This window comes from Pseudomonas sp. DG56-2 (assembly GCF_004803755.1).
GTDB classification, from domain to species: domain Bacteria; phylum Pseudomonadota; class Gammaproteobacteria; order Pseudomonadales; family Pseudomonadaceae; genus Aquipseudomonas; species Aquipseudomonas auratipiscis.
In genome coordinates, this window is sequence record NZ_CP032311.1 from 2,244,995 (window position 1) to 2,267,097 (window position 22,103).

A 22,103-nucleotide genomic window follows, 5' to 3' on the forward strand; every position below is an offset into this window, starting at 1 on the left:
TTTCGTAGCCCCGTTCGGCTCTTCCTTCCATCTGATCAACTGAATGTTTTGGGAAGGGAACATGAGCAGCAAGCAGCGGGCACAAACGGCATCAGCCCTGGCGATGTATCTTTCACTCGGTACAGTGATCGCCTGGCCAAGTATCTCGATTGCCGAGCAGGTGAGCAGCAGCCAGGCCCGGGTCTACAATATCGCCCCCGGCACCTTGACCGAAACGTTGAGCCGCTTTGCCAGTTTCTCCAGGGTGGCATTGTCATTTGATGGGGCCAGCATCCAGGTGCGGCGCTCGCCAGGACTGCAAGGCAGTTACAATGTCGATCAGGGTTTCGCAGTATTGCTGGCCGGCAGTGGGCTGCAAGCGGTCCGCCAGGCAAATGGTGTGTACCTGCTGACAGAACACCGCCCGCGCGACGGCTCGGTGGAGTTGGGTGCGACCACCATCAACGGCCTGGGATTGGAAGAGGGCGCCCAAAGCTATACCGCCAACACCGCGACTGTTGGCAGCAAGGTGGCGACCTCGGTGCGTGAGGTGCCGCATTCGGTTTCGGTCATTACTCGTCAGCGCATAGAGGACCAGAACCTCAATAGCCTGACCGATGTGATGTCCAAAATGACCGGTGTTTCCTTGCAGAAAGGCGGTGTATCCCAGGCGGCTATGGGAAACGAAAGCAACTTTTTTTCGCGCGGTTTCGCGGTCTCCAATACCACCATCGACGGCGGTGCGCCCTTGACCACCTCGATCGCCGGCTACGGGTCGTTGAGCCAACTCGATATGGCTCAATATGATCGTGTCGAGTTCTTGCGCGGCGTCGATGGCTTGTACTCCAGTACTGGCGATCCGGGCGGCACTGTCAACCTGGTACGCAAGCGCGCTTTGCGGGACAAGCAACTGTCGTTCTCCGCTTCGGCCGGTTCCTGGGACAACTACCGCAGCGAGCTTGACGTGACCGGCGCGCTGGTCGATAGCGGCGATATCCGCGGTCGCCTGGGGATGGCCTACCAGGATAGCAAGTCGTTCATGGACTACGTTGACACGCAGAATTCGCTGACCTACGGCTCACTGGAATTCGACCTGGATCCCGACACCACCCTGACCTTGGGCGGCAGCTTCCAGGACAACGACGGCGTGCCGTATTACGCTGGCCTGCCGCGCTACACCAACGGCGACGACCTGGCACTGCCACGGCACACCGCGTATACCGCCGACTGGAACACGGTACGGGAAAAAACCACCCAGCTGTACACCAAGCTCGAGCATGCCTTCAACGCCGAGTGGTCACTGACCACTGACTTGGCTTATGTCGACATCGATCGTGACTCTGCCGGCCTGTACTTCTTTGGTGGTGTCGATCCACTCACCGGTAGCGGTCCGACCTGGCACCAGTTCCCGAACAAAGGTGGCAGCGTGCGCAAGACCGTCAACAGCTATGTCAAAGGTGGTTTCGACGCTTTTGAACGACATCACGATGTGCTTTTCGGGGTTGACTACACCCATACCGTAGGCACTGTCATTCAGCGCACCGGTCTAATCCAGGGCCTTCCTGTGGACCTTGAGGGGCGTAATCCGCCGCAAAACCTGGGTAGCACGGCGAACAAGAAGCAGGACCTGCCCGAGATCCGCCGCTCGGCCTACGGCATGACCCGCCTGGCACTGAGCGAAGACCTGAAGATTATCTTCGGTGGTCGTCTTACCGACTACACCTATCAGAACAAGCAGGACTTCTACGACGGCGTCACGCCGCCATCGCGCCCGGCCACTCAGCACAAGCGGGGTGTTTTCACTCCTTATGCCGGCCTGACCTATGACCTGAACGACCAGTGGACCGCCTACACCAGTTTTGCCGAGACCTTTACCCCGCAAGCCGGTAATACCGATACCCAAGGTGCCCAGCTCGATCCGGCGACGTCGAAGAACTACGAGATTGGCCTTAAGGGGCAACTGTTCGATGGCCGGGTCAATACCTCGTTTGCCCTTTATCGCATTGAGCAGGACGATACTGCGGTCTACGACGATCTGGGCACCGGACCTATCGGTAGCGAAGCAACCTGCTGCTATTACAATGCGGGTAGGGTGATCAGCAAAGGCTTTGATGCCGAGATAAGCGGTGAAGTTGCCACAGGCCTGAACCTGATGGCCGGCTATACCTTCAACCGCCTCGAAGCCAAGGATGCCAACGAAGGTCGTAGCACCTTCGAAGGTGTCACGCCCAAACACCTGCTCAAGGTCTGGGGTACGTACCAACTGCCGGGCCAACTGCACGACTGGAAGGTTGGCCTGGGAGCGACCAGCCAAAGCGCAACCTCCAAGCAAGGGCAGGTGACGCCGTTCAACCCCGACACCGGCAAGTTTGACGGCACACCGGTTGAATACCAGTTCTTGCAGTCGGGTTATACCCTTTGGAGCGCGAGCCTGGACTACCAAATCGACAAGAACTGGTCAGCCACGCTCAATGCCAACAATCTCTTCGACAAGAAGTACTACTCGACAGTGGGCACCTCGGCTTACAACAACTTCTATGGCGATCCTCGCAACTTGATGGTGACCATTCGTAGTAAGTTCTGAGCGTCCCAGCCTCGGCGGGCACGCCCGCCGTCTGCCTAAATCCCGCTGAACATACCAATGATCACGGCGTTGACCAGGTCGATGAAAAAGCCGCACACCAGCGGCACGATCAGAAATGCCTGGTGCGCTGCGCCGTATTTTTGCGTAACGGTTGTCATGTTGACGATGGCCGTTGCCGTGGAGCCGAGGGTAATGCCGCCGAAGCCTGAGGCAATAACGCTGGCCTCGTAGTCGCGGCCCATGCAACGGAACACCACGAAGTAGGTGTAGAGAACCGTCAGCAGTACCTGCAAGGTCAAGGTGCACATAATGAACATCAGGGCCCCGCTGAGCTGCCACAGCTGCAGGCCCATCAAGGCCATGGTCAGGAACATGCCCAGGCAGATGTCGGAAATCAACGCCAGGCCGAGGCTGGCACCGCTCCAGCTTTTCAGTCGCTGTTCACCCAGCACCGCGAGCACCACATGGTGGATGATGATGCCCGCGAACAGGCAACTGACGAACTTCGGCAGGGTGATGCCGGCATCGACCAGCAACAGGTTGAGTCCATAGCCGAGCATCAATGTCAGGTTGAGCCACATCCATGCCCAGAGCACGTCGTAGTAGTTCACTGAATTGTTGGCTTGGTGCTCAAGAATGCCGACCTCCAGCGCTGCATCCCGGGAAGGTTTAAGTTGATGGCGGCGTATCAATTGGTTGGCGATCGGGCCGCCGATCACGCACGCGGCGATAAGCCCTACGGTGTTACTGGCGATGCCCAGTTCATGGGCGTTATTGATCCCCAGTTTTTCAACGAACAGTGGTGCCCAGGCCAGGGTGGTGCCCACACCACCTGTGAGGGAGATGGAACCGACCATCAAACCAGCCTTTGGATCGAGGCCGAACGCTTCGGCCATGCCCATACCCAGGGTGTTCTGCAGCACGATGAAGGCGCTGGCGAGAAACAGCAGGATGAGCAGTGGGCGCCCGCCCTTGACGAGTTGGCGCATGTCCGATTTCAAGCCGATGCCGGCGAAGAAATACAGCAGCAAGGTGTCGCGAACCTGCAAATCGAATTCGACCTGAACATTGAGGCCGAAATACAGAATACTGGTCACCGCCGCGCAAACGAAGCCGCCGACGACGGATTCGGGAATGCAGTACTGACGTAGCAGGGTACTGCGCTGGACCAGGGTCTTACCCAGGAACAGCAGAAGAATGGCCAGCGTGAAGCTCACGAGGCCGTGAATCGGGAAGAGCTGGGAGGTCATCGAGGCCTACCTAAAAATCCGGGAAAGTCATTATCAGGGCACCGCCATTTTGCGTTCTGATTGGCGTCAATGAACGGTGAAATGAGCATAGCAGCAAGGTTTGAAGCGTGGATTTGGTCGCAAAAACTTGAATTGCGCGGCCTCGCTCGACAGAATCGCGCCCCGATCCGGGCAAAGCTGCCGGGCGATTGTGGTGAAGAGAGGTTGCAGTTGAACGAACAGACATTGTCTGCGCGCCTGGAGCGTGTGGCGGCACATGTACCGGTGGGTGCACGCTTGGCCGATATCGGCTCGGATCATGCCTACCTACCTGTGGCACTGACGCGCCGTGGCGTCATCGCGGCAGCGGTAGCGGGGGAGGTGGCCTTGACGCCGTTTCACTCGGCCCAATGCACGGTGCGCGAGAATGCGCTGGAGCAACTGATTTCGGTACGCCTGGCCAACGGCCTGGGTGCAATCGAGGCGCAGGACGCAATCACTGCAATCAGCATCTGTGGCATGGGTGGCGAGACGATTCGCGACATTCTTGAAGCCGGCAAGTCACGCCTGAGCGGCGAGGAGCGACTGATCCTGCAACCCAACGGCGGCGAAGGGCCGTTGCGCCAATGGTTGATGGAAAATGGCTATCGGATTCTCTGTGAGGAAGTGCTGCGGGAAAACCGCTTTGACTACGAAATCATTGTTGCCGAGCGTGCTGATCCGGTGACCTACACCGCACGGGAGCTGTATTTCGGCCCGATGCAAATGCAGGTGCGCAGCCCCGCATTCATGCAAAAGTGGCAGCGCATGCTGCGCCAGAAGCAGCGCATTCTGAGGGACTTTACCCGGGCGCGGCAGGATGTTCCCGAGCAGAAAGTCGAAGATGTCACCCGCCAGGCACGGTGGATTGCCGAGTTGTTGGCTTAACAAAGGCTCAACCTGGTTTGAGCATGATTGGTTTGCCCATGTGCAATTCAGTCAGCAGATTTTGGCTTAGCGTCTTTGGCCTTGGCGATCATGTCACTTAGCTGGGCGAGAAACTCGTCGACATCGATCTCAACAAATTCCCCGCAGGAAGCCGCGATGATCTTTTCGGCAAATTCAGGGCTGTATTCCAGCGCTTGGTAGTCTGGACTGGTTTTATCCACGGTTTTGAAGAACCATTCACCTTGCGCTTCTTCCCCGACCAGGCACTCCAGCTCTTGAAGGCCCAGTAGCGTCGACTGGTACTGGGCTTCTTCCAGTGCTGGAAACTTGCTCGCAACGGCGCGCTTGAGGTCAATGGCACGCGTGCCCTCGGCGGCGAGTTCCACGATCAACGCCTGCAGCGGATTGAAGTCATTCATTGCTCACCTCGACTGTTCATTCAGATTGTTCAGCGAGCCCTCGTTGATGCTTCGAGGGCACGTGGCGCATTGATCAGGCTGCGACAGCGGCGCGTTGATTGCCCAGGTCATAGCCAATCATGAACAGTGCAGCTTCGAGCGCACGCAAGGGGGCGTACGGGGCCGCCACCGAGTGGAACGGACTGTCGTGTGCAGCGGGGTGGGCCAGTACCGCAGTCAACAGCCAGTTGGCGCGAAGATTCCACAGGGCGTGGTGAGATCCCGAGCGCAGGCCCTTGAACTGGAGGTTGCCAATGCCCGGGTTGCGACGTTTCGGGGCACTTGCGTTGGCTGCCTCCTTCGCACCCGCCCAGGGGAAGCTCAATGCTTGCGGTACGCTCGACAAACTGTGCGTCTGGCAGTACTTCACCACCAGCCATCCCAGCGCTGCGGCGACACGGCTGTCGTAGATGACAAAGTTCTTGCACAGCAGCGAGTAGACTTTGGTCATCCCCGAATTGAAACGCAGTTGCTTGGCGCGAAGCGTTGGCGCACGTTCATCGCCAGCGTCCATTGCGACTTGGACAGTTTTAAGGGCATTTGCCAAACCCGCCTTGTTCACGGTAAGCCAGTTGGCGTTGCCGGCACTCACGCCTCCCCAGCGCATAACATCCAGGGTCGCCTCAAGCGCGCGCCCGTCATCGTCATCGATGCCTTGCAGATCCTTGCACAATGCCGCCAGGGCGAGGCCGTTGCTGGCAGAACAGCTGCCGGGATTGAACCCCAGGCGGGCATTGCCCGGATGATTCCAGCGGTACTTGCAGAACGCGTCGAACAAGCTATTGCACGACCATTGCGTGGCACCGCGCCGATCAACATACTCGTGCTTGAAGCGCGACTGCGAGTCGAGCTCGGCCGCGAGCCAGTCAGTGAACTGGGCAACGTGGGGAAGAGCGAAATAAGTTTGCCGATTCATCAATACTCCTGTGGGCTGGCACTACGGTTGGCGAGATTGCCTGCCAGCCAGAGCATCAAAACATCAGATAGGGACAGATCCTGTCCGCAATGGGATGACTGTGGAAAATAAAGTGGATTTGTTCGATCGTCGCGATTGTCTGCGCAAAATTTTGCTTAGTTACAACGCGCCACAATCGACCCCGATTCTACATGAGCGTTTGTGTGCCGAGCTTAAGTTGGAGCACCACAACCCCAAGAACACGCAGCGCGACCTTGAAGCACTGGAGCGTATCGGCGAGGTCCGTCAAGTGCAGATGGACACCGACCTCAGGGCCAACTTTTGGGTAGGCGAAGGCGCAAGTCTCGACCTGACCCTGTTGCCCACCGAAGCCATGACCGTCACCGCCATCATCGACCACGCCGCCCGTTTCGGTCTGCAGGCGCCGCCGGCAATGCTGAAAAAACTGCGTGGCTACGTGGACCGGGTCATGAGTAAGGTGCCCATCCGCAAGCTGGAGTGGACCAAACGCATCACCACCGGCACACGTTTTACCGTGTTGCTACCCGGGCGGTCCAACCCCGGGCATGTCGCAAGGATTCAAGATGCGTTGTTATACGATGAGCCGCTGAAGGTCACCTACCTGCCCAGGGATGCAGGCGGCGTTGAGTGTGTCTATCACCTGAAGCCATTGGCGTTGTCTTACCAAGATTCCAACATCTACCTGTCCGCGTATGTACTGGAAGAGGAGTGGCCGCAAGGCTGCGAGCCCGAACCTGGGGCAAAACGCGGCAAGTACAGCAGCAACGGCCCGAACACAATGTGTGCGCTGATGCTGCACCGAGTTGTAGCGGTTACCGAAAGCAGTCGGCACATCTGCGAACCTGACGACTATGACGTCAACTCGGTGGAAGCACAAAAGCACCTCATGACCATCCATGGCGATGATCCTGTGCAGCTAACGTTGCGCTTGGGCGCCAACTTGCACAATCGGCTCGTTGAAAATCCGTTGGCCGAAAATCAGGTCATGGTTCTATCTGTCGACGGCAAGTGGGAGCTCAATTGCACCTTGCACGATACCCAAGGCCTGCGGTTGTTCCTGTTGAGTAATGCCGACGAAATCGAGGTGTTGGCGCCAGCGGTTGTTCGCGCGCATGTCAGGGATACGTTGCGCCGTGCGGTTGGTCTTTATGGTGATGACTGAAGGTAGCGCCGAGTGGGGCAGGAAGTAAGGTTTGAGTGCGCACTCACGGTGATCCATCAGTGTTTGCACTCCGGTCGCCCGCTGGAATGGCAGCCTGCCAGCCGGGTACCCCAAGTCGGATCTGCGTCGAAAAATCCGGTACGTCACCGGCCAATCGGGCACGGTCGGTGATCCGCCCCCGGCGGCGCAGTTCCTCCAGGGTGACTCCTTTTTGCAGACCGCCGATATCAAGCACATACTCAGGTAGGTAACCGGTCAGCAGCAGACGGTGGTCAACGGGTAGACCGCCGAGAATGCTCTGCACCATCTCGAAAACGATGGTCGTGCAGTTGGCGGTCAGGGTGTTGTAGAAACGAGGGCGTTCCGCCAGAGCATTGGCCTGTGCAACATAGGACAGCAATAGCTCGCGCATGGCCGGTACGGTCATGTCGATGCGATACAGATACATATCTTCGTCACGCACATTGGTGCGTACCCGCACAGCATCTCGCTCGTCTGTGGCGATTATGCTGAGTTCGTACTCCTTGAAAAAACCTCCCAGCTCAGAGTACCGCTCTCCTTCCTCCTTGCGCGTCTCTACGGTGAAGACCAGTTGGCGGCCATCCTGGAAACCGAAGGAGACCAAGATGTGAGCAATGGCTGGCATGCCCCAGTAGGACGTCAGCAAATCTACTGACTGCAGTTGACGTAGGTCGTATTGCCTATCTTCCCACGCGATATCGTAATCATCGTCGCTGCGCCAGTCGAAATTTCGCACGTTGATCAGCCATAGCAGATTGCCCTTCGTCCAACCCTGGGTCATTCGGGCAACATCGTCGCCCCAGGTTCGTTGGTTGGAGGGTTGCAGTGTCTGCCACCATCCCTGCAGCAACGCCAATACCAGTAGATAGGCGGCGACGGCCCATAGAACTGGCCGTCGCCAAAGTAGCAGCAGCGAGCCGACACCCAGCAGGCACCAGAGCACTATCAAGGCGGAGCTGGCTGGTAACGGCCACTCCAGCCGGTACAGCAGGGCAAAAGAGCCCCAGACTGTGGTCAACACAAAGACCGGTGTGAGCAGCAGGCGTAACGCGATGCGTAGGCGTGGGTGTAATTGTTTCATCGGCGCGCTAACTCGGTGAGGTGCTGACGCAGGATGCGGCGGATTTCCACGATCGCTTCCGGTGTCTCCTGAACGCTATGCCATGAAGGTACGACCATTTCCGATTGCGCACCGACAAGATGTGAGCTGGAGTAGGGGACAACGCCATCGCTGCTGTTCAGCAGTGTCAATTCAGGAGAGTGGTTGCCGATGATGCTGTGATAGGGCACTTGCGGTGATATTGGCAAGTCTGCCGTGCTGCGAATAAATGGATCACGAGCGCTCAGATTGTCGATACTGTTGAGCCCCCGATGGAGCGAGATCGGGGAGGCAGAGTTGGGATCAATCAGCGCCTGGGTAATTTCGCTGAATCGCCCAAGTACCGACACCGGAAGCCTGATCAAACTGGCAGCCCAGCGTGACAGGTGATTTTCTGCAAATGGCGTGCCCCGATGCGGGGCGGCGGCAAATACCGCACGGCCAACCTGGGGTAGAGGCTCGAACTGCAAGTATGGGTCGAGGGTGGTACGCGCTTTTTTCAGGCGCTTGCCGCTTAGGTTGTATTGAGCGAGCGTCGTTGCCAGCAGTTCGTCCCCGGTGGAAGACACCAGCAAGCGCGACAGCACGCCGCCCATGCTGTGGCCAATCAGTACTATTTCGCGGCTGGCAATTGCCCGACCCTGAGGGTCGAAGTGAGTCAGCGTCTGCTCGATGGTTCTACGGATAGCAATGTTGTTGAAAACAATCGGCTGGTTGGTGGGGTAATAGACTTGCCAGATCTGATAGTTATTGCGCAGAGCCTCGTCGCCAAGTACTTCGTTGGCGACGTTGATCCAGGCCTCGGGGCTGCTGGCCAAACCGTGGAGCATGATGACTATGCGTCGATCGGGATCATAGGGCTGCAGCAAATATAGATGGGGCGCTTCCAATACCTCGCCACGACCTACCAGCGTCGCCAGTGACTGGCGGGCGAAGCCGGAGCGGGCCAGCCAAAGGCCGTATCCGGAAGTGAAGTTGGCCGCGAGCGGTACCGTTTGGTTGGCGACATCGAAAGAAACGCTACGGTAAGGATCATAGCCAGTGATCTGGGCCGTGCGAGTGGCCAGCACCTGCTCCAGGTTTTCACCCGGGAAACGAATTACTGCGGTGATAGCCGGAAACGGAGTCTCGCTCCAAGCCTGTTGGTCGCTGTGGCTGTCAACGACTCGTTTGCTGGTCACAGCAACCAGTTCGGCTCCCAGGCCGTCACGACGGTACTGGTTGCGCAGGCCGGCGAAGGAAAGAGCGGCAGCGGGTATCAGCTCTTGAGGTAGTTGGCGTCCATCCGCCAGCCGCACATCCTGCATGGTACCGCTGAGGGTCCAATGGGCCAATTGCAGAGTGAAGCTTCCATCATTGTTGTTCGATTGCGGGGGTCTGCCGCGATACAGTTCAAAGGTAAGCGTCAGTGCTTCTTGCACAGCAATGTTGTAGTAGTCACGCACCTGCGTTTGACGATCCTCCAGCGCCCTTTGGCTGGTGGGACGGTTGGTGTAGAACAAGTAGGCGTAGGCATAACGGGCGCTTTCCAGATAGGCCGCTATGCGACTTTCCGGGTTGGTGTTCGTGGTGTCGCGCACGGCTTGGAGCAGCCACAGTTCGGCCAGTGTCGATAGTTTGCTCTCTTCAGTCAGTCCACCGTTGCCGGCGAGAAGTTGGCGGCACTTCGCCAGAACGCTCCAACATGCTTTCTCGTTGGTACCAATCACTTGCAGAGTGGTGCGACTGGAAAAGCTGAGTTTGCCTGTGGTTAGGACATCGCCGCGACGCTGCGCCAGGTAGTCATCATTTTTTATGGTGTTGACCTTAACGCCGGCGCAACCGGTCAGCATTAAAAGGCACACCGTGAATAGACAGGTTTGTGAGGGGGACAAAAGACGGTGGAGCACGGCGGATCTCGTTGTTGGTGATGACGTTGCGTTGCGCTGAGCTGGATGATCCGATGGCGCTGGCGGGCGCCAGGTCGCCATCGAAATGCATGCTTATAGGCTTTTTATGGTGTTCACCTGATCCTTGTTGACCCGCTGAAGCTTACCGTCAGGTTGCTTGAAGTTGTAGAAGCCGCTTTTGTTGTCGTACTCGGGAGTATCCAGCGTCTGGATTTCCCGCCCATCGTTGAGCACGATCAGCGATGGCGTGGAGCAACCGCTAAGCAAGGTTAAAACCAGGGCGGAAGTTGCAAGAATTACTTTTTTCATGATGGTGCTCCTTGACGGTTTAGGTGTATTTCGAGTTAGTTCAGTGATTTGCGAAGCCGGGCCAATGCGCAGAAAAAGAACAGGCTGCCGATGACGAACAAGGCCAGCAGTTGCGGCCAGACCACTATTGCGTTTGCTCCGCGAAAGAGAATGGCTTGGGCCAGTTCGACGAAGTGTGTAGTAGGTGCCGCAAGCATGATGTGCTGTACCTCCTGCGGCATGCTTTCACGAGGAGTTGTGCCGCCTGAGAGAATCTGCAATGGCATTAACACAAGGATGACCAGCAGGCCCAATTGCGGCATCGAACGCGCCAATGTGCCGAAAAAAATACCCATCGAGGTGGTGGCAAAAAGATGCAAGGTGACGCCGGTAAGAAACAGCGGAATCGAACCCGGAATCGGTACCGCCAGCCAACCTTGGATAACCAGGCGCATTGAGAGCGCGGTCGCTAATAGCACTATGATGCCCATCGACCAAACCTTGGCAGACATAATCTCAAACGGGGTTACAGGCATCACCAGAAGATGTTCAATGGTGCCATGCTCGCGTTCTCGAATCAGTGCGGCACCGGTGAGAATGATCGACAACATGGTAATTTGGTTGATGATGGCGCTAACGGAGCCGAACCAGGATTGCACCAGGTTGGGGTTGTAGGCCATGTGTATCACGGCCTCTACTAACAGCGCCTGAGCACCATGTTGGCGGGCGACAAAATCGCGTACTTCGTCATTGATGATCCGCTGGATATGGCCGGCTCCGGTGAAGGCTTGACTGACCTGAGTGGCATCGACGTTAAGCTGAATGGTTGGTCGGCGTCCGGCGAGCAAGTCTCGCTGAAAGTCGGGGGGGATATTTAAGGTAAAGGTATAGCGCCCGGTGTCCATGCCACTGTCCATTTCACCAAGGGTGATGTAGTCCGGCTGGAGAAAATAGGGCTTCTGAAAACTATCCACGAGACGATTGGAAATCTGTGATCGGTCTTCGTCGACAACAGCGATGCTCGCGTGAAAAGGCGATTCCGGTACACCAGTAGCCTGGGAATAGATGCTCAAGGTGAAGGAATAAACTATCAGCAGCAGTAACGCCGGGTCGCGATATAGACTGCGCAGTTCCTTTATGCCCAGTTGCAGGATATTGCTTAGTTTGCGCATGTCACTTCTCTTGCTTCTTCAGGCCGGCAACGCTGATCAAGGTCAGCACCGGGATGGTGAGCAGAAGGGGGACGAAGTAAAGATACAAGTCGGACATATCCAGCGATTTGGAAAATATCCCACGACTGATAGTGAGGAAGTGAGTAGTCGGGTACAGGTGACCGATCAGCGCGCTACTGCCCTCCATTGCCGAGACCGGATGGATCAGTCCAGAGAACTGTGTGGCTGGCACAAGAGTCGCGATAGCCGTGCCAAAAATCGCTGCAATCTGACTGTTGAGAATGGAGGAAATCAGCAGGCCCAGGCCAGTGGCGCAGGTAATGTAGAGCAGAGCACCAAGTGTCAGCGCAAACACGCTGCCTTTGACCGGGACATCGAAAACCAGAACCGAGAGCGCCACCAAGGTGAAAAAGTTGGCCATGCCTAGGGCGATATAGGGCAGCTGTTTGCCGAGCAAAAACTCCAGGCGAGTGACTGGGGTAACGTAAAAATTCGTGATAGAGCCGAGTTCCTTTTCCCGCACCACCCCTAGGGCGGTCAACATTGCCGGGATCATCATTAACAGGATCGGTATAACTGCCGGCACCATTGCTGGCAGGCTTCTTACATCAGGGTTGTAACGGTAGCGCAACTCAATGTTGGACACTTGGTCCACTGTGGCAATCACGGACTGCTGGGCAAACTCTTGTAAGTAGCTCTGGTGGATTCCCTGGATATAACCCTTGATTGTGTCGGCTCGAGATGGCATGGCACCGTCTACCCAGAAGCCGATTTGCGGAGCAGCCTCACGCTTAAGGTCGCGCCCGAAACCGGGCGGGATTTCCACTGCCAGGCTGATTTCACCGGTGCGCATGCGCTGGTCGAGTTCTTGGTAGTTGCGCAACGGTGCTTTTTCCACGAAATATCGAGAGCCGGAGATGTGCTCTGCGTAGGCGGCGCTAGTGGTGGTCTGGTCACGGTCAAGCACAGCGAAGCTGAGATCTTCGACATCCATGTTGATGCCATAGCCCATGATAAACATCAGCAGTACCGAGCCTACCAACGCCATGGTGGCGCGGATCGGATCGCGTCGCAGCTCCATAGCTTCGCGCTGGGCATAACTGTACATGCGCCTCAAACTGAAGCTCGACTCGCGGATTTTTGAAGTAGCCACCGGGTCAGGGATTGCAATTGCTGTTGAATCGGTATCGGTCGCATTGTCGTCTACGACGTCACGCAGGTAAGCGATGAAGGTCTGCTCCAATGTGGGCAAGCCGCGCTTCTCCATCAGTGCGCGAGGCGTGTCGCTATCGAGCACACGACCAGCGTGCATCATTGACATGCGGTCGCAGCGCAGGGCCTCGTTCATGAAGTGAGTGGAGATGAAAATAGTTACGCCATCCTTTCGGGATAACTTGACCAGCAATTCCCAGAAGTTATCCCGTGCAATCGGGTCGACTCCCGAGGTGGGTTCGTCAAGGATCAGTATTTCCGGCGAGTGAATCACCGCTACTGCCAGTGATAGGCGCTGGCGCACGCCCAAAGGCAGGTCCGTAGGCAATTGCTCGGCGACAACCCGCAGGCCAAATTGCTCGAGCATCTCTTCGATGCGGCTAGTGCGTTGTTTGGTCGGAATATGAAACAGGCGGGCGTGTAGATCGAGGTTCTGTCGTACGGTCAGTTCGCTGTAAAGTGAAAATGCCTGGGACATGTACCCAACCCGTCGACGGGTATCGATGTTGCGAGGATCGACTTCCTCGCCGAACAGTGCACAGGTGCCCTCGCTGGCTGGCTGCAGTCCGGTTAGCATTTTCATTGTGGTGGATTTGCCACACCCGTTGGAGCCGAGAAATCCGAAAATTTCTCCGCGTTCGATGCGAAAGTCCACGTGGTCGACTGCGACAAAATCGCCGAAACGGCAGGTCAGCCCATGGGCTTCGATGGCTATCGCGGCATCACCGGTCACGGGGGGGCGGGGCGGAATGACCAAGGCGTGGTGGCCACGTCGTTTATCCTCTGGCAGCAGCGCAATGAAGGCTTCCTCAAGGCTTGCGCTATTGGTGCGGCGCAGCAGGTCCTGCGGCGTACCAGTATCCAGCATCTTGCCATCGTCCATGGCTACCAACCAGTCGAAGCGCTGAGCTTCGTCCATGTAGGCGGTGGCGACGATCACGCTCATGCCTGGGCGGCGTTGTCGAATACGTTCAATCAGATCCCAGAACTGGCTGCGGGCCAGTGGGTCTACGCCAGTAGTGGGCTCGTCGAGGATCAACAGATCTGGGTCGTGGATCAGCGCACAGCACAACCCGAGTTTCTGTTTCATTCCTCCAGAAAGCTTGCCCGCCGGCCGGTTTACGAACGGTCCTAGACCGGTGCTTCGGGTTAGGTCGATGATTCGCGCTTTTCGTTCATTGGCGTCCTGCCGGAACAGGCGACCGAAGAAATCAAGGTTCTCGAACACGGTCAGGGTGGGGTACAGGTTTTTGCCCAGTCCCTGCGGCATGTAGGCAATTCGCGGGCATACAGCACGGCGGTGGCTGGCATCGGCAATGTTGCCCCCGAGTACCTCAATGGTGCCTTCCTGCATTCGACGAGCGCCGGCGATGAGTGCCAGCAGGCTGGACTTGCCGACACCGTCTGGGCCGATCAGTCCGACCATTTGCCTGGCGGGGATGTCGAGGGTGATGTCATTCAGCGCGCAAGTAGCTGCGTAACGCAGGCCGACGCCCTCCAGTTGTACTACTGCGGGTATGTTCGTCGTCATTGCCCGATCCGTACGTTCAGCTCTTCAGGCCACAGCGCCTCAGGGTCGAGTTTTAGGTAGGCCATGCCTGGAACTCCGGTCTTGACCTGTTCGAGGTTTTCCCTGAGCAACTGTGGATCGATGCGCGCCTTGACCCGGAACATCAGCTTTTCACGCTCAATGGCAGTTTCCACAGTTTTGGGCGTGAACTGGGCGACGTTGGCTACGAAGGTAACTTTGGCAGGGATGACAAATTGTGGCGCGGCATCGAGCACCAGTCGCACCTCTGCGCCCAAAGCGACACGGCCAACCTGCTGTGCAGGAAGGAATATGTTCATATAAACGTCGTTGAGATCGACTAGGTTGAGCACCTTCCCGCCTGCCGGCAGGACTTCCCCGGGCTGGCTGATGTGATACTGCACGCGCCCGGTTCGTGGCGCCTTGAGTTGGCTGTCCTCGATGTCGGCCATTAGGCTTTGGACGCTTGCTTGTTCTGCCTCCAGGGCGGATTGCGCTTCGATGACTTGCGACTGAGCCGCATCAATGCTTGCCTGGGCAGACAAAACCTGTGCACGTGCGGCACTGACCGCAGCCAGGGCGCTCTGGTGGCTGGCGAAGTCGTCATCTAGCTGCTGGCGAGCCATAGCGTTATGTGCCACTAACTTTTCCGTACGCTGATGGCGCTTCTGGGCAGCAACCAACTCTGCCTGACGCTGGCGCACAACTGCTTCGGCTGTAGACTTCTCACTGACGCGTAGCGCAACCTGGGCATTAGCCGTAAGAATGGCATTCTGCGCTTTGCGGACCCTGGCTTGGGCCTGATTCAAATTGGCTTCCAGCACCTGAGTGTCCATACGCGCTAGCGTCTGCCCAGACTTGACGAAATCGCCTTCGTCGACCAGAAGATCAAGGAGTCGACCCGGCAACTTGCTGGAGATGTCCACCTCGGTGGCTTCGATTCGGCCGTTGGAGCTTGCGAACCCATCACCGAGGCCATTTGGACGCAACTCCAGCCATGTGACTGCAGCCACGCCGGCCAAAATCATGGCTACTCCAAAAACATTCGCCAATTTCTTTCGTTTTTCTTTCACGGACATACTGATCACTTTCTCTAAGGGGCATCTGGTTTCGCCTGAACATGCGGCTGCGAAGCCGCGCGGCTACCCCTTGAGACAAGCCCGCAGCTAAGCTACTGATGAGATTTAGTCTGGTTCAAGCCATTGGCGTGGCGATCGGGTTGTAGCGGGGCATAGCGTGCTGGGCGTACCGTCCTTGTGGCTTCCCGGGGCAGCGTTGAGCAGTGCGAACCTGCTGTGTTTTCCCTATTCAATAGTTGTTCAATTGTCGGCCACCCTACTTAGCCCCGACAACGTCCTGCGGTGCGTTGAAACTGTCCGCAGGTACCTCCCAGGTGGTCCCAGTTCATTTTCAGGCAATGGATATGTGCACTTAGGGAATAAGTCGGGAACATGCTAGTTTTCCTGCTGATGCCGTTCAAAGGAGTTGGGATGTTCAGGGTTAGCAGCGGCTTCGTCGCTCAATTGATCAATACGCTGGAAGCGGAAGGTATCGACTCTGCACGTTTGTGTCGGGACGCGAATATCGATTCTGCTGTGCTGAGGCAGCCGGATAGTTTTGTGCGTCGGGCTGATGTCTATCGTTTAATGGCATTGGCGCAAGCTGAGTCGCAAGATTCGGATCTCGGCTTGCGAGCCTATCGGCATTTTTTGCCGGGAGGCTTTCAACTGGTGGGGTACACAATGATGTCGAGTCCGAATTTGAAAGGCGCATTAAATTCCCTGACGCGTTATCAATCCTTGCTCGGCAGCGGCGTACAGGTCGGGGTATCGCAGGAAGAGGAGGGAGAACGTCTCTGGGCGGTCGATGATATGGATTTGGTCCCCAAACCGAGGTCGTTCGAGGACGCTGGTTTGGCGGCAATGCTCGGCTATTGTCATTGGTTGACAGGAGGAAGCCTGCCGTGCCTGCGGGAGGTCGAGTTCACTTACCCTGAGCCCGCAGACACCTCAGAGCACCAACGCCTGTTCGGCTGCAAATTACGTTTCGGTAGCTCGCGACACAGTATTTTGTTCGACCAAGGTGCACTAATGCATCCGATGAGTACTGCCAACGAGGCGTTGGCCTTACTGCATGATCGACTCGCTGAACAGCGCATGGAGCAGTTGCGCAAGGCTACCTACACGGAGCGCACTCGGCTGTGGCTCATAGAGCACTTGAACCAAGGCGGGTATGACATGAGTGCTGTGGCAAGCGGGCTCAAGCTCAACCCTCGAACGCTACAGCGAGGGCTTGCCCGCGAAGCGACAAACTTTCGCGATGTGCTGGATAGAGCTCGGCGACAATTGGCCGAGTATTACTTGCGCAGCTCGACTTACAATCTTTCGCAGATAAGTGATCTGTTGGGCTTCAAGGAGGCGAGCAGCTTTCATAAGGCGTGCCTGCGTTGGTTTGACGCGCCGCCTGGGCGTTATCGAGTGCAACTGTGCAGTGAGCGCAACGCACTGACCTGATCTCCAGAGTCTGGGGCTTTGGTTAACTACTGAAGGAGAGCAGCGTTTGACTTTGCGCCAAGCATTCAAGATCTTTCCTGGGCATCTTGCTGTCGGGGCAATGGCTAACGCTGGTTCCAGGGCAAAGTGGAGGCCAGAGGGTGACCCGAATCCGCCTGGTCGGACCTCGAACAGCCTCGGTTGCGCAGCATGAACGATCATCATCAAGACGTGTCATCTCCCAATACCTGGATGTGGGTGGGCAAACTTGCGCCGCCACAAGTGCAGTTGGAAGCGGTGCCTCGTGATGAACTGCTGGAGAAGTTGCAGCGTAATCAACACAAACCATTGACGCTTGTCGTTTCTGCCCCAGGCTTCGGTAAGACGACACTGTTGGCGCAATGGCGTACGCGCCTGTTGCAACAGCAAGCGGACTCGCCGATTGCCTGGTTGTCGCTTGATGAGGCCGATGCCCAAGCAAACCGTTTTCTTGCCTACCTGATTTGGGCCCTGGATGCGGCAGGGCTGGATGTGGGCGGCCTGGCGACGCTGGCACAATCGCAGTCGCTGGATGTGCGTCCCCAGCGTACGGTGGCTGCCATACTCCAAGTGCTTGCGTGTGACGGGCGCCGCGTAACCTTGATGATGGACGACTATCATCGGGCGGCCAATAGCTGCGTCGATGAAGTCGTATTGACCTTGCTCGAGCGAGGTAGCCAATGGCTGAATATGATCGTTGCCAGCCGCACGCGTCCGTCCTGGCCGCTGGCGCGCCTTAAGTCACAAGGGTTGGTTCATGAGCTCGGCGCCAGCGACCTGACATTGTCACTCACTGAAGTTGCGCAAATTTTCGGGGTCGAGCTGGGCGAGCCGGCATTGACCAGCTTGCACGAGAAGACTGAAGGCTGGGCGGTTGCAGTTCAATTGGCCCACCACTGGCTGTCCGGTGCCAATGGTTCTCTGTTCGGCTTGCAGTCGTTTTCGGGTCGTGTCGTCGACGTGGCGGAGTATTTGACTGAGCAAATTTTCGAGGACCTGCCCGAGGAGTGCCGCGGCTTTTTGTTGGAAACGTCGCTGCTGGAGCGCTTCAACGCTGAACTGGCCGATGTAGTGCGAGGGCGCGAGGACAGCGCCGAATTGCTGGCACAGCTGTCGGCATTCGAAGCCTTATTGGTGCCGCTGGATTCCAGCCGCAGTTGGTTTCGCTACCACTTGTTGTTGGCCGACTTCCTGCGCCCACGTCTGGATGCAATACGGGCACAGCGCATTCATCGGGCGGCGGCGCAATGGTTGGCAGTGCAGGCCGACTGGGTGCTGGCTGTCGCTCATGCATTGCGTGCCAAGGATACTGCACTGGCGGTCAGCTTGGTGGTCAAGGCTGGCGGATGGGAGCTGGTGTTGCGCAAGGGGATCAGTTACGCGCAAAGCCTGGTGCAACAATTTGACGAGCAAGCCCGCAGTAGCGAGCCTGACCTGTTGTTGATGCAGGCGTATCTGCACGCCAAGTTGGGCAATCGGGCGCTTTCGACAGAGTTGCTGCGCCTGGCCCAGGTTGCCGTGCGGGGCGATGAGCGTCTTGAGCGAGATTTTGCTGTTATCCAGGCCTTGGCCAATGCCTACTTCGATCGGTTCGCGGGTGAACAAGATTGGATGGACAGCGAGGGGTGGTCTGGTAGTGCATTGGCCCTGGCGACATTGCAATGCGTCGGGGCGATGAGTGCTCTGCAACGAGGCAATCTGGCCCAAGCCATTCGCGTGGCTCGGGCTGCACGTCTGCATATGCGCATGGTGGCAAGTCCGTTGGGCGAAAACTACTGCCTCATCCATGAGGCACAAGCCTTGGCGCTGAGCGGAGAGGTCAGCGCCTCTGCACAACTGATCGATGAAGCCTTGAGCATGGCGCAGGAAAACTTTGGCAATGAAAGTTCGCTGAAAGCGGTCGTCGGCTGTTTCAAGGCCCAGCACTTGTACTGGCAAGGGGCGTGGGCTGAGGTGAAACCATGGATAGGCGAAGGCTGGGACTCGCTCGAACACACAGATGGCTGGCTGGATGTGTTTGCCGCCACCGCTGAAGTGTCCTGGCGCACAACACTGCGTGCTCGGGGTCTACAACCGGCGCTGGTTGAGCTGGAAAAGTTATCGCGAATTGCAAATGAAAGACAGCTCGAGCGTCTGGGACGACTGGTTCAGGTATGGCGAATTGACGTATTGGCGCAGTCGGGGCTCATTTCGCAGGCTCGTCAAGAAGTGCAGCTGTATGGCCTCGAGAGTGTTCCTGCCGACGGGCTGGATTGGCGCAATCGCGAGGCGCAGTCCTTGGCTCTGGCAAGGTTGCAGTTGGCTAGCGGCGCCTCGGCTACAGCGCTCGCGTGCCTGGAACGGGACATCGATATCGTGCAGCAACAAGGCCTGCTCTTGCCCGTATGGAGGTTGCGTCTTCTGGCACTGCTGGCCCGCCACAAGGCCCGTGGCGAATCGCGGGCTGAGGATATCAACGACACACTCTTGCCCATTGTTCGCCAAGGCCTGATGGGTCTTATTTTGGAAGCCGGGCCAGCGATTCTTCCTCTGCTCGAAGCGTTGCCAGACGCGTTTCCCGGCATGTCCACGGTGATCACGCGCTTGCGTGGCTGGCGTGCGCATCCGGTGCGACCCCGCGCGCACCTGAGTGCCAAGGAAACACAACTATTGGTGTTGTTGGCCGAAGGTCAATCGAACAAGGCCATCGCACAGGCGTTGGACGTTTCGGAAAATACCGTGAAGTTCCACCTGAAGCAGATATTCCGCAAACTTGAAGTCGAGAATCGCTCGGCGGCAGTCAGTGCCGCCTTGCGCCAAGGTCTGCTCGACCCTCGCAACTGACCCGCCTACCCATACGGGTAGGTGGCGTGACTACCCATCCAGGACCTACCCACCGCCAGCGTTGAAGGCTGCTCGACGGATTAATAGCATCGATTGCAACAGCGATTCATTGCCTTAGCGGCAAGGGGTCTCAGGCTCCTCCTGTTGCCAATAAAAACAATCATGCTAGGAGACGTACTGTGGGTATGAACGGCAAGACCGTGCGCGTAGCGACCGACGTCGGTGGAACTTTCACCGACCTGGTGTATTTCGAGACCGATCCGCTCAGTGGCAGGCAGACCATTCGCACGGCAAAGTCAGACACGACGCCGCCCAATTTCGAGCAGGGTATTCTCAACGTTTTGCGCAAGGCGGATGTACGCCTGGAAGAGATAGACTTCCTGGCCCATGGCACAACCGTGGTAATCAATGCCTTGACTGAGCGTCGTGGTGTTCGGACGGGTTTGATCACCACTGAAGGCTTTCGCGACATCCTTGAAATCGCTCGGGCCAATCGGCCAGATTTCTTCAATCTCAAATGGGTCAAACCGGCACCGTTTGTACCGCGCCATCTGCGCCGTGAGGTTTCTGGACGCATCCACTGCAACGGCCAGGAGCGCGAGCCGCTGGACTTGAGTGGTCTTGCGCAGGTGCTCGAAGATTTCCGCCGCGAAGACGTCGAAGCCATCGCCATATGCCTGCTGCATTCCTATGCCAATCCCGCCCACGAGCAGGCGGTGCTTGAGGAAGTGCGCCGTCTCTGGCCGGAGATATCGGTTGTCGCGTCTCATCAGATTACCCGCGAATGGCGAGAGTATGAGCGCACCAGTACGGCGGTGCTCTCGGCATACGTACAGCCAATCGCCGCTCGCTACCTGAGTGACCTTGAGAATGGGCTGCGTGCCGGAGGTTACAAGGCTCCGCTGTATGTGATGCAATCCAATTGCGGTGTGGACACCATTTCCCATGCCCGCCAGACGCCGATCACCATGGTCGAGTCCGGCCCTGCCAGTGGCTTCTGGGCCGCAGCCGAGTTAGGTCGGTTGATCGGTGAGCCTAATCTGCTTGCCTTGGATATCGGTGGCACGACGGCTAAATGCTCATTGATCTGCGACGGCCAGGTAACGATCAAGACTGATTACTGGATTGAGCGCGATCGTATCAGCGCTGGTTATCCGATCATGGTTCCAGTCGTGGATCTGGTGGAAATCGGCAATGGCGGTGGCTCCATCGCTTGGGTCGACGAGTTCGACAAGCTTCATGTCGGCCCGCAGTCAGCAGGCGCTCAACCTGGCCCTGCAGCTTACGGCCATGGCGGCACCCATGCGACCACAACCGATGCCAACCTGGTGCTCGGTCGCATCAATAAAGACTATTTCTGTGGCGGTGAGCTTCAGGCCGACATGCCAGCGGTGGAGCGTGCGCTCGGTGCCCTGGGGGAGTCGCTGGAGTTGTCGAGCGTCGAAGTCGCCCGTGGAATCGTGCGCATTGCCAACGACAACATGGTCAATGCGCTGAAACTGGTTTCACTCAACCGCGGCTATGACCCTCGAGAGTTCACCCTGATCGCGTTTGGCGGTGGTGGTGCAATGCACGCTGTGGCGTTGGGGCAGGAGCTGGGAGTCAAGAAGGTGATCATTCCACGCGGTGCCTCGGTTTTCTCTGCCTGGGGCATGACAATGTCGGATCTGCGTCGCGACATGTTCGTCAATCGCTTCTTCGAGTGCAGTCGGGACGGGGCACTGCCTGAGGCGCAGAAGTTCCTCGATGAGTTACTGCTGTCGGCGCGTGAGCAGTTCGACGAACAGGCGCTTGAACCTGACCAGGTCGAACTCAGCGTCCACTGCAAGTTGCGCTACCAGAATCAGGAGCATTCGGTCGAAGTGCCCTTGCAAGTGGGCGAACGTGTCGCTGTGCACTGGCAGGATATTGCACAACGCTTCCACGCCTTGTACGAGCAGCAGTACAGCTATCGTCTAGCCGCACCTCTGGAAATCGTCGGCTTCCATATTGTCGCCGTTGCGCAGATCGGCAAGCTCGACCTGGACGACCTCCCGGTAACCGGTGCAACGCTGCAAGCAGCGCTCAAGGGCCGGCGTTTAGTGGATTACGCGCTGGAAGGCCGCCACGAGGCAACTGTCTATGACAACGCCAAACTTGAACCTGGCATGACCTTCAATGGTCCGGCGGTGATCGAGGATAGCGGCACGACGATTGTCGTTCACCCATGCAACAGCGTGCGTGTCGACAACCTCGGCAACATTCACATCACTATCGGCAATTGA

General features: G+C 57.4%; 15 protein-coding genes. 6 read left to right on the forward strand and 9 right to left on the reverse strand.

Features of this window, described 5'->3' with window-relative positions; translation table 11 throughout:
* Positions 1 to 61: 61 nt before the first annotated feature.
* Complete coding sequence (locus tag D3Z90_RS10250) at positions 62 to 2,563, forward strand: TonB-dependent siderophore receptor (protein WP_168198455.1); 2,502 nt, start codon at positions 62 to 64, stop codon at positions 2,561 to 2,563.
* Between the two features lie 35 nt (positions 2,564 to 2,598).
* On the opposite strand, the gene gltS is transcribed toward D3Z90_RS10250, so the two are convergent.
* A complete protein-coding gene (gltS, locus tag D3Z90_RS10255) occupies positions 2,599 to 3,813 on the reverse strand; it encodes a sodium/glutamate symporter (RefSeq protein ID WP_136475628.1) in 1,215 nt (404 codons plus the stop codon).
* Positions 3,814 to 4,023: 210 nt separating this feature from the next.
* Between gltS and D3Z90_RS10260 the strand changes: the two genes are divergently transcribed.
* The gene (locus D3Z90_RS10260; RefSeq protein ID WP_305956108.1) at positions 4,024 to 4,719 is read left to right on the forward strand and encodes a tRNA (adenine(22)-N(1))-methyltransferase TrmK; all 696 of its coding nucleotides are present in this window, start codon (positions 4,024 to 4,026) and stop codon (positions 4,717 to 4,719) included.
* 47 nt (positions 4,720 to 4,766) lie between these two features.
* Here D3Z90_RS10260 and D3Z90_RS10265 read toward each other — a convergent pair whose 3' ends face one another.
* The gene (locus D3Z90_RS10265) at positions 4,767 to 5,138 is read right to left on the reverse strand and encodes a hypothetical protein (RefSeq protein WP_136475629.1); all 372 of its coding nucleotides are present in this window, start codon (positions 5,136 to 5,138) and stop codon (positions 4,767 to 4,769) included.
* 73 nt (positions 5,139 to 5,211) lie between these two features.
* Positions 5,212 to 6,093, reverse strand: coding sequence for a hypothetical protein (locus tag D3Z90_RS10270; RefSeq protein WP_136475630.1), 882 nt, complete (start codon positions 6,091 to 6,093; stop codon positions 5,212 to 5,214).
* A gap of 112 nt (positions 6,094 to 6,205) precedes the next feature.
* Here D3Z90_RS10270 and D3Z90_RS10275 point away from each other — a divergent pair, with 112 nt between their 5' ends.
* Positions 6,206 to 7,276: a YafY family protein gene (locus D3Z90_RS10275; protein WP_136475631.1), complete on the forward strand. Its 1,071-nt coding sequence runs from the start codon at positions 6,206 to 6,208 to the stop codon at positions 7,274 to 7,276.
* Between the two features lie 43 nt (positions 7,277 to 7,319).
* Here the strand turns inward: D3Z90_RS10275 and D3Z90_RS10280 are convergent, their stop codons facing one another.
* The 6 genes from D3Z90_RS10280 to D3Z90_RS10305 all read right to left on the reverse strand — a co-directional run bounded on the left by D3Z90_RS10280 (position 7,320) and on the right by D3Z90_RS10305 (position 15,513).
* A complete protein-coding gene (locus D3Z90_RS10280; protein WP_136475632.1) occupies positions 7,320 to 8,378 on the reverse strand; it encodes a DUF4105 domain-containing protein in 1,059 nt (352 codons plus the stop codon).
* Positions 8,375 to 10,228: a triacylglycerol lipase gene (locus D3Z90_RS10285; protein ID WP_136475633.1), complete on the reverse strand. Its 1,854-nt coding sequence runs from the start codon at positions 10,226 to 10,228 to the stop codon at positions 8,375 to 8,377. Before D3Z90_RS10285 ends, D3Z90_RS10280 begins: the two co-directional genes overlap by 4 nt.
* Before the next feature lie 150 nt (positions 10,229 to 10,378).
* Entirely contained in the window at positions 10,379 to 10,594 is a 216-nt protein-coding gene (locus D3Z90_RS10290; RefSeq protein ID WP_136475634.1) for a YgdI/YgdR family lipoprotein, read from the reverse strand.
* A gap of 35 nt (positions 10,595 to 10,629) precedes the next feature.
* Positions 10,630 to 11,745, reverse strand: coding sequence for an ABC transporter permease (locus D3Z90_RS10295; protein ID WP_136475635.1), 1,116 nt, complete (start codon positions 11,743 to 11,745; stop codon positions 10,630 to 10,632).
* Between the two features lies 1 nt (position 11,746).
* Positions 11,747 to 14,488 carry a ribosome-associated ATPase/putative transporter RbbA gene (gene rbbA / locus D3Z90_RS10300; protein WP_136475636.1) on the reverse strand — a complete coding sequence of 914 codons (2,742 nt, stop codon included), beginning with the start codon at positions 14,486 to 14,488 and terminating at the stop codon, positions 11,747 to 11,749.
* The gene (locus tag D3Z90_RS10305) at positions 14,485 to 15,513 is read right to left on the reverse strand and encodes an HlyD family secretion protein (RefSeq protein ID WP_256658344.1); all 1,029 of its coding nucleotides are present in this window, start codon (positions 15,511 to 15,513) and stop codon (positions 14,485 to 14,487) included. Before D3Z90_RS10305 ends, rbbA begins: the two co-directional genes overlap by 4 nt.
* 423 nt (positions 15,514 to 15,936) lie before the next feature.
* Between D3Z90_RS10305 and D3Z90_RS10310 the strand changes: the two genes are divergently transcribed.
* The 3 genes from D3Z90_RS10310 (at position 15,937) to D3Z90_RS10320 (ending at position 22,103) form a co-directional block, all read left to right on the forward strand.
* Positions 15,937 to 16,998: an AraC family transcriptional regulator gene (locus D3Z90_RS10310; protein ID WP_256658345.1), complete on the forward strand. Its 1,062-nt coding sequence runs from the start codon at positions 15,937 to 15,939 to the stop codon at positions 16,996 to 16,998.
* A 189-nt stretch (positions 16,999 to 17,187) separates the two neighbouring features.
* The gene (locus D3Z90_RS10315) at positions 17,188 to 19,839 is read left to right on the forward strand and encodes a LuxR C-terminal-related transcriptional regulator (protein ID WP_136475638.1); all 2,652 of its coding nucleotides are present in this window, start codon (positions 17,188 to 17,190) and stop codon (positions 19,837 to 19,839) included.
* Positions 19,840 to 20,024: 185 nt separating this feature from the next.
* Positions 20,025 to 22,103, forward strand: a complete 2,079-nt coding sequence (locus D3Z90_RS10320) for a hydantoinase/oxoprolinase family protein (protein WP_136478917.1) — start codon at positions 20,025 to 20,027, stop codon at positions 22,101 to 22,103.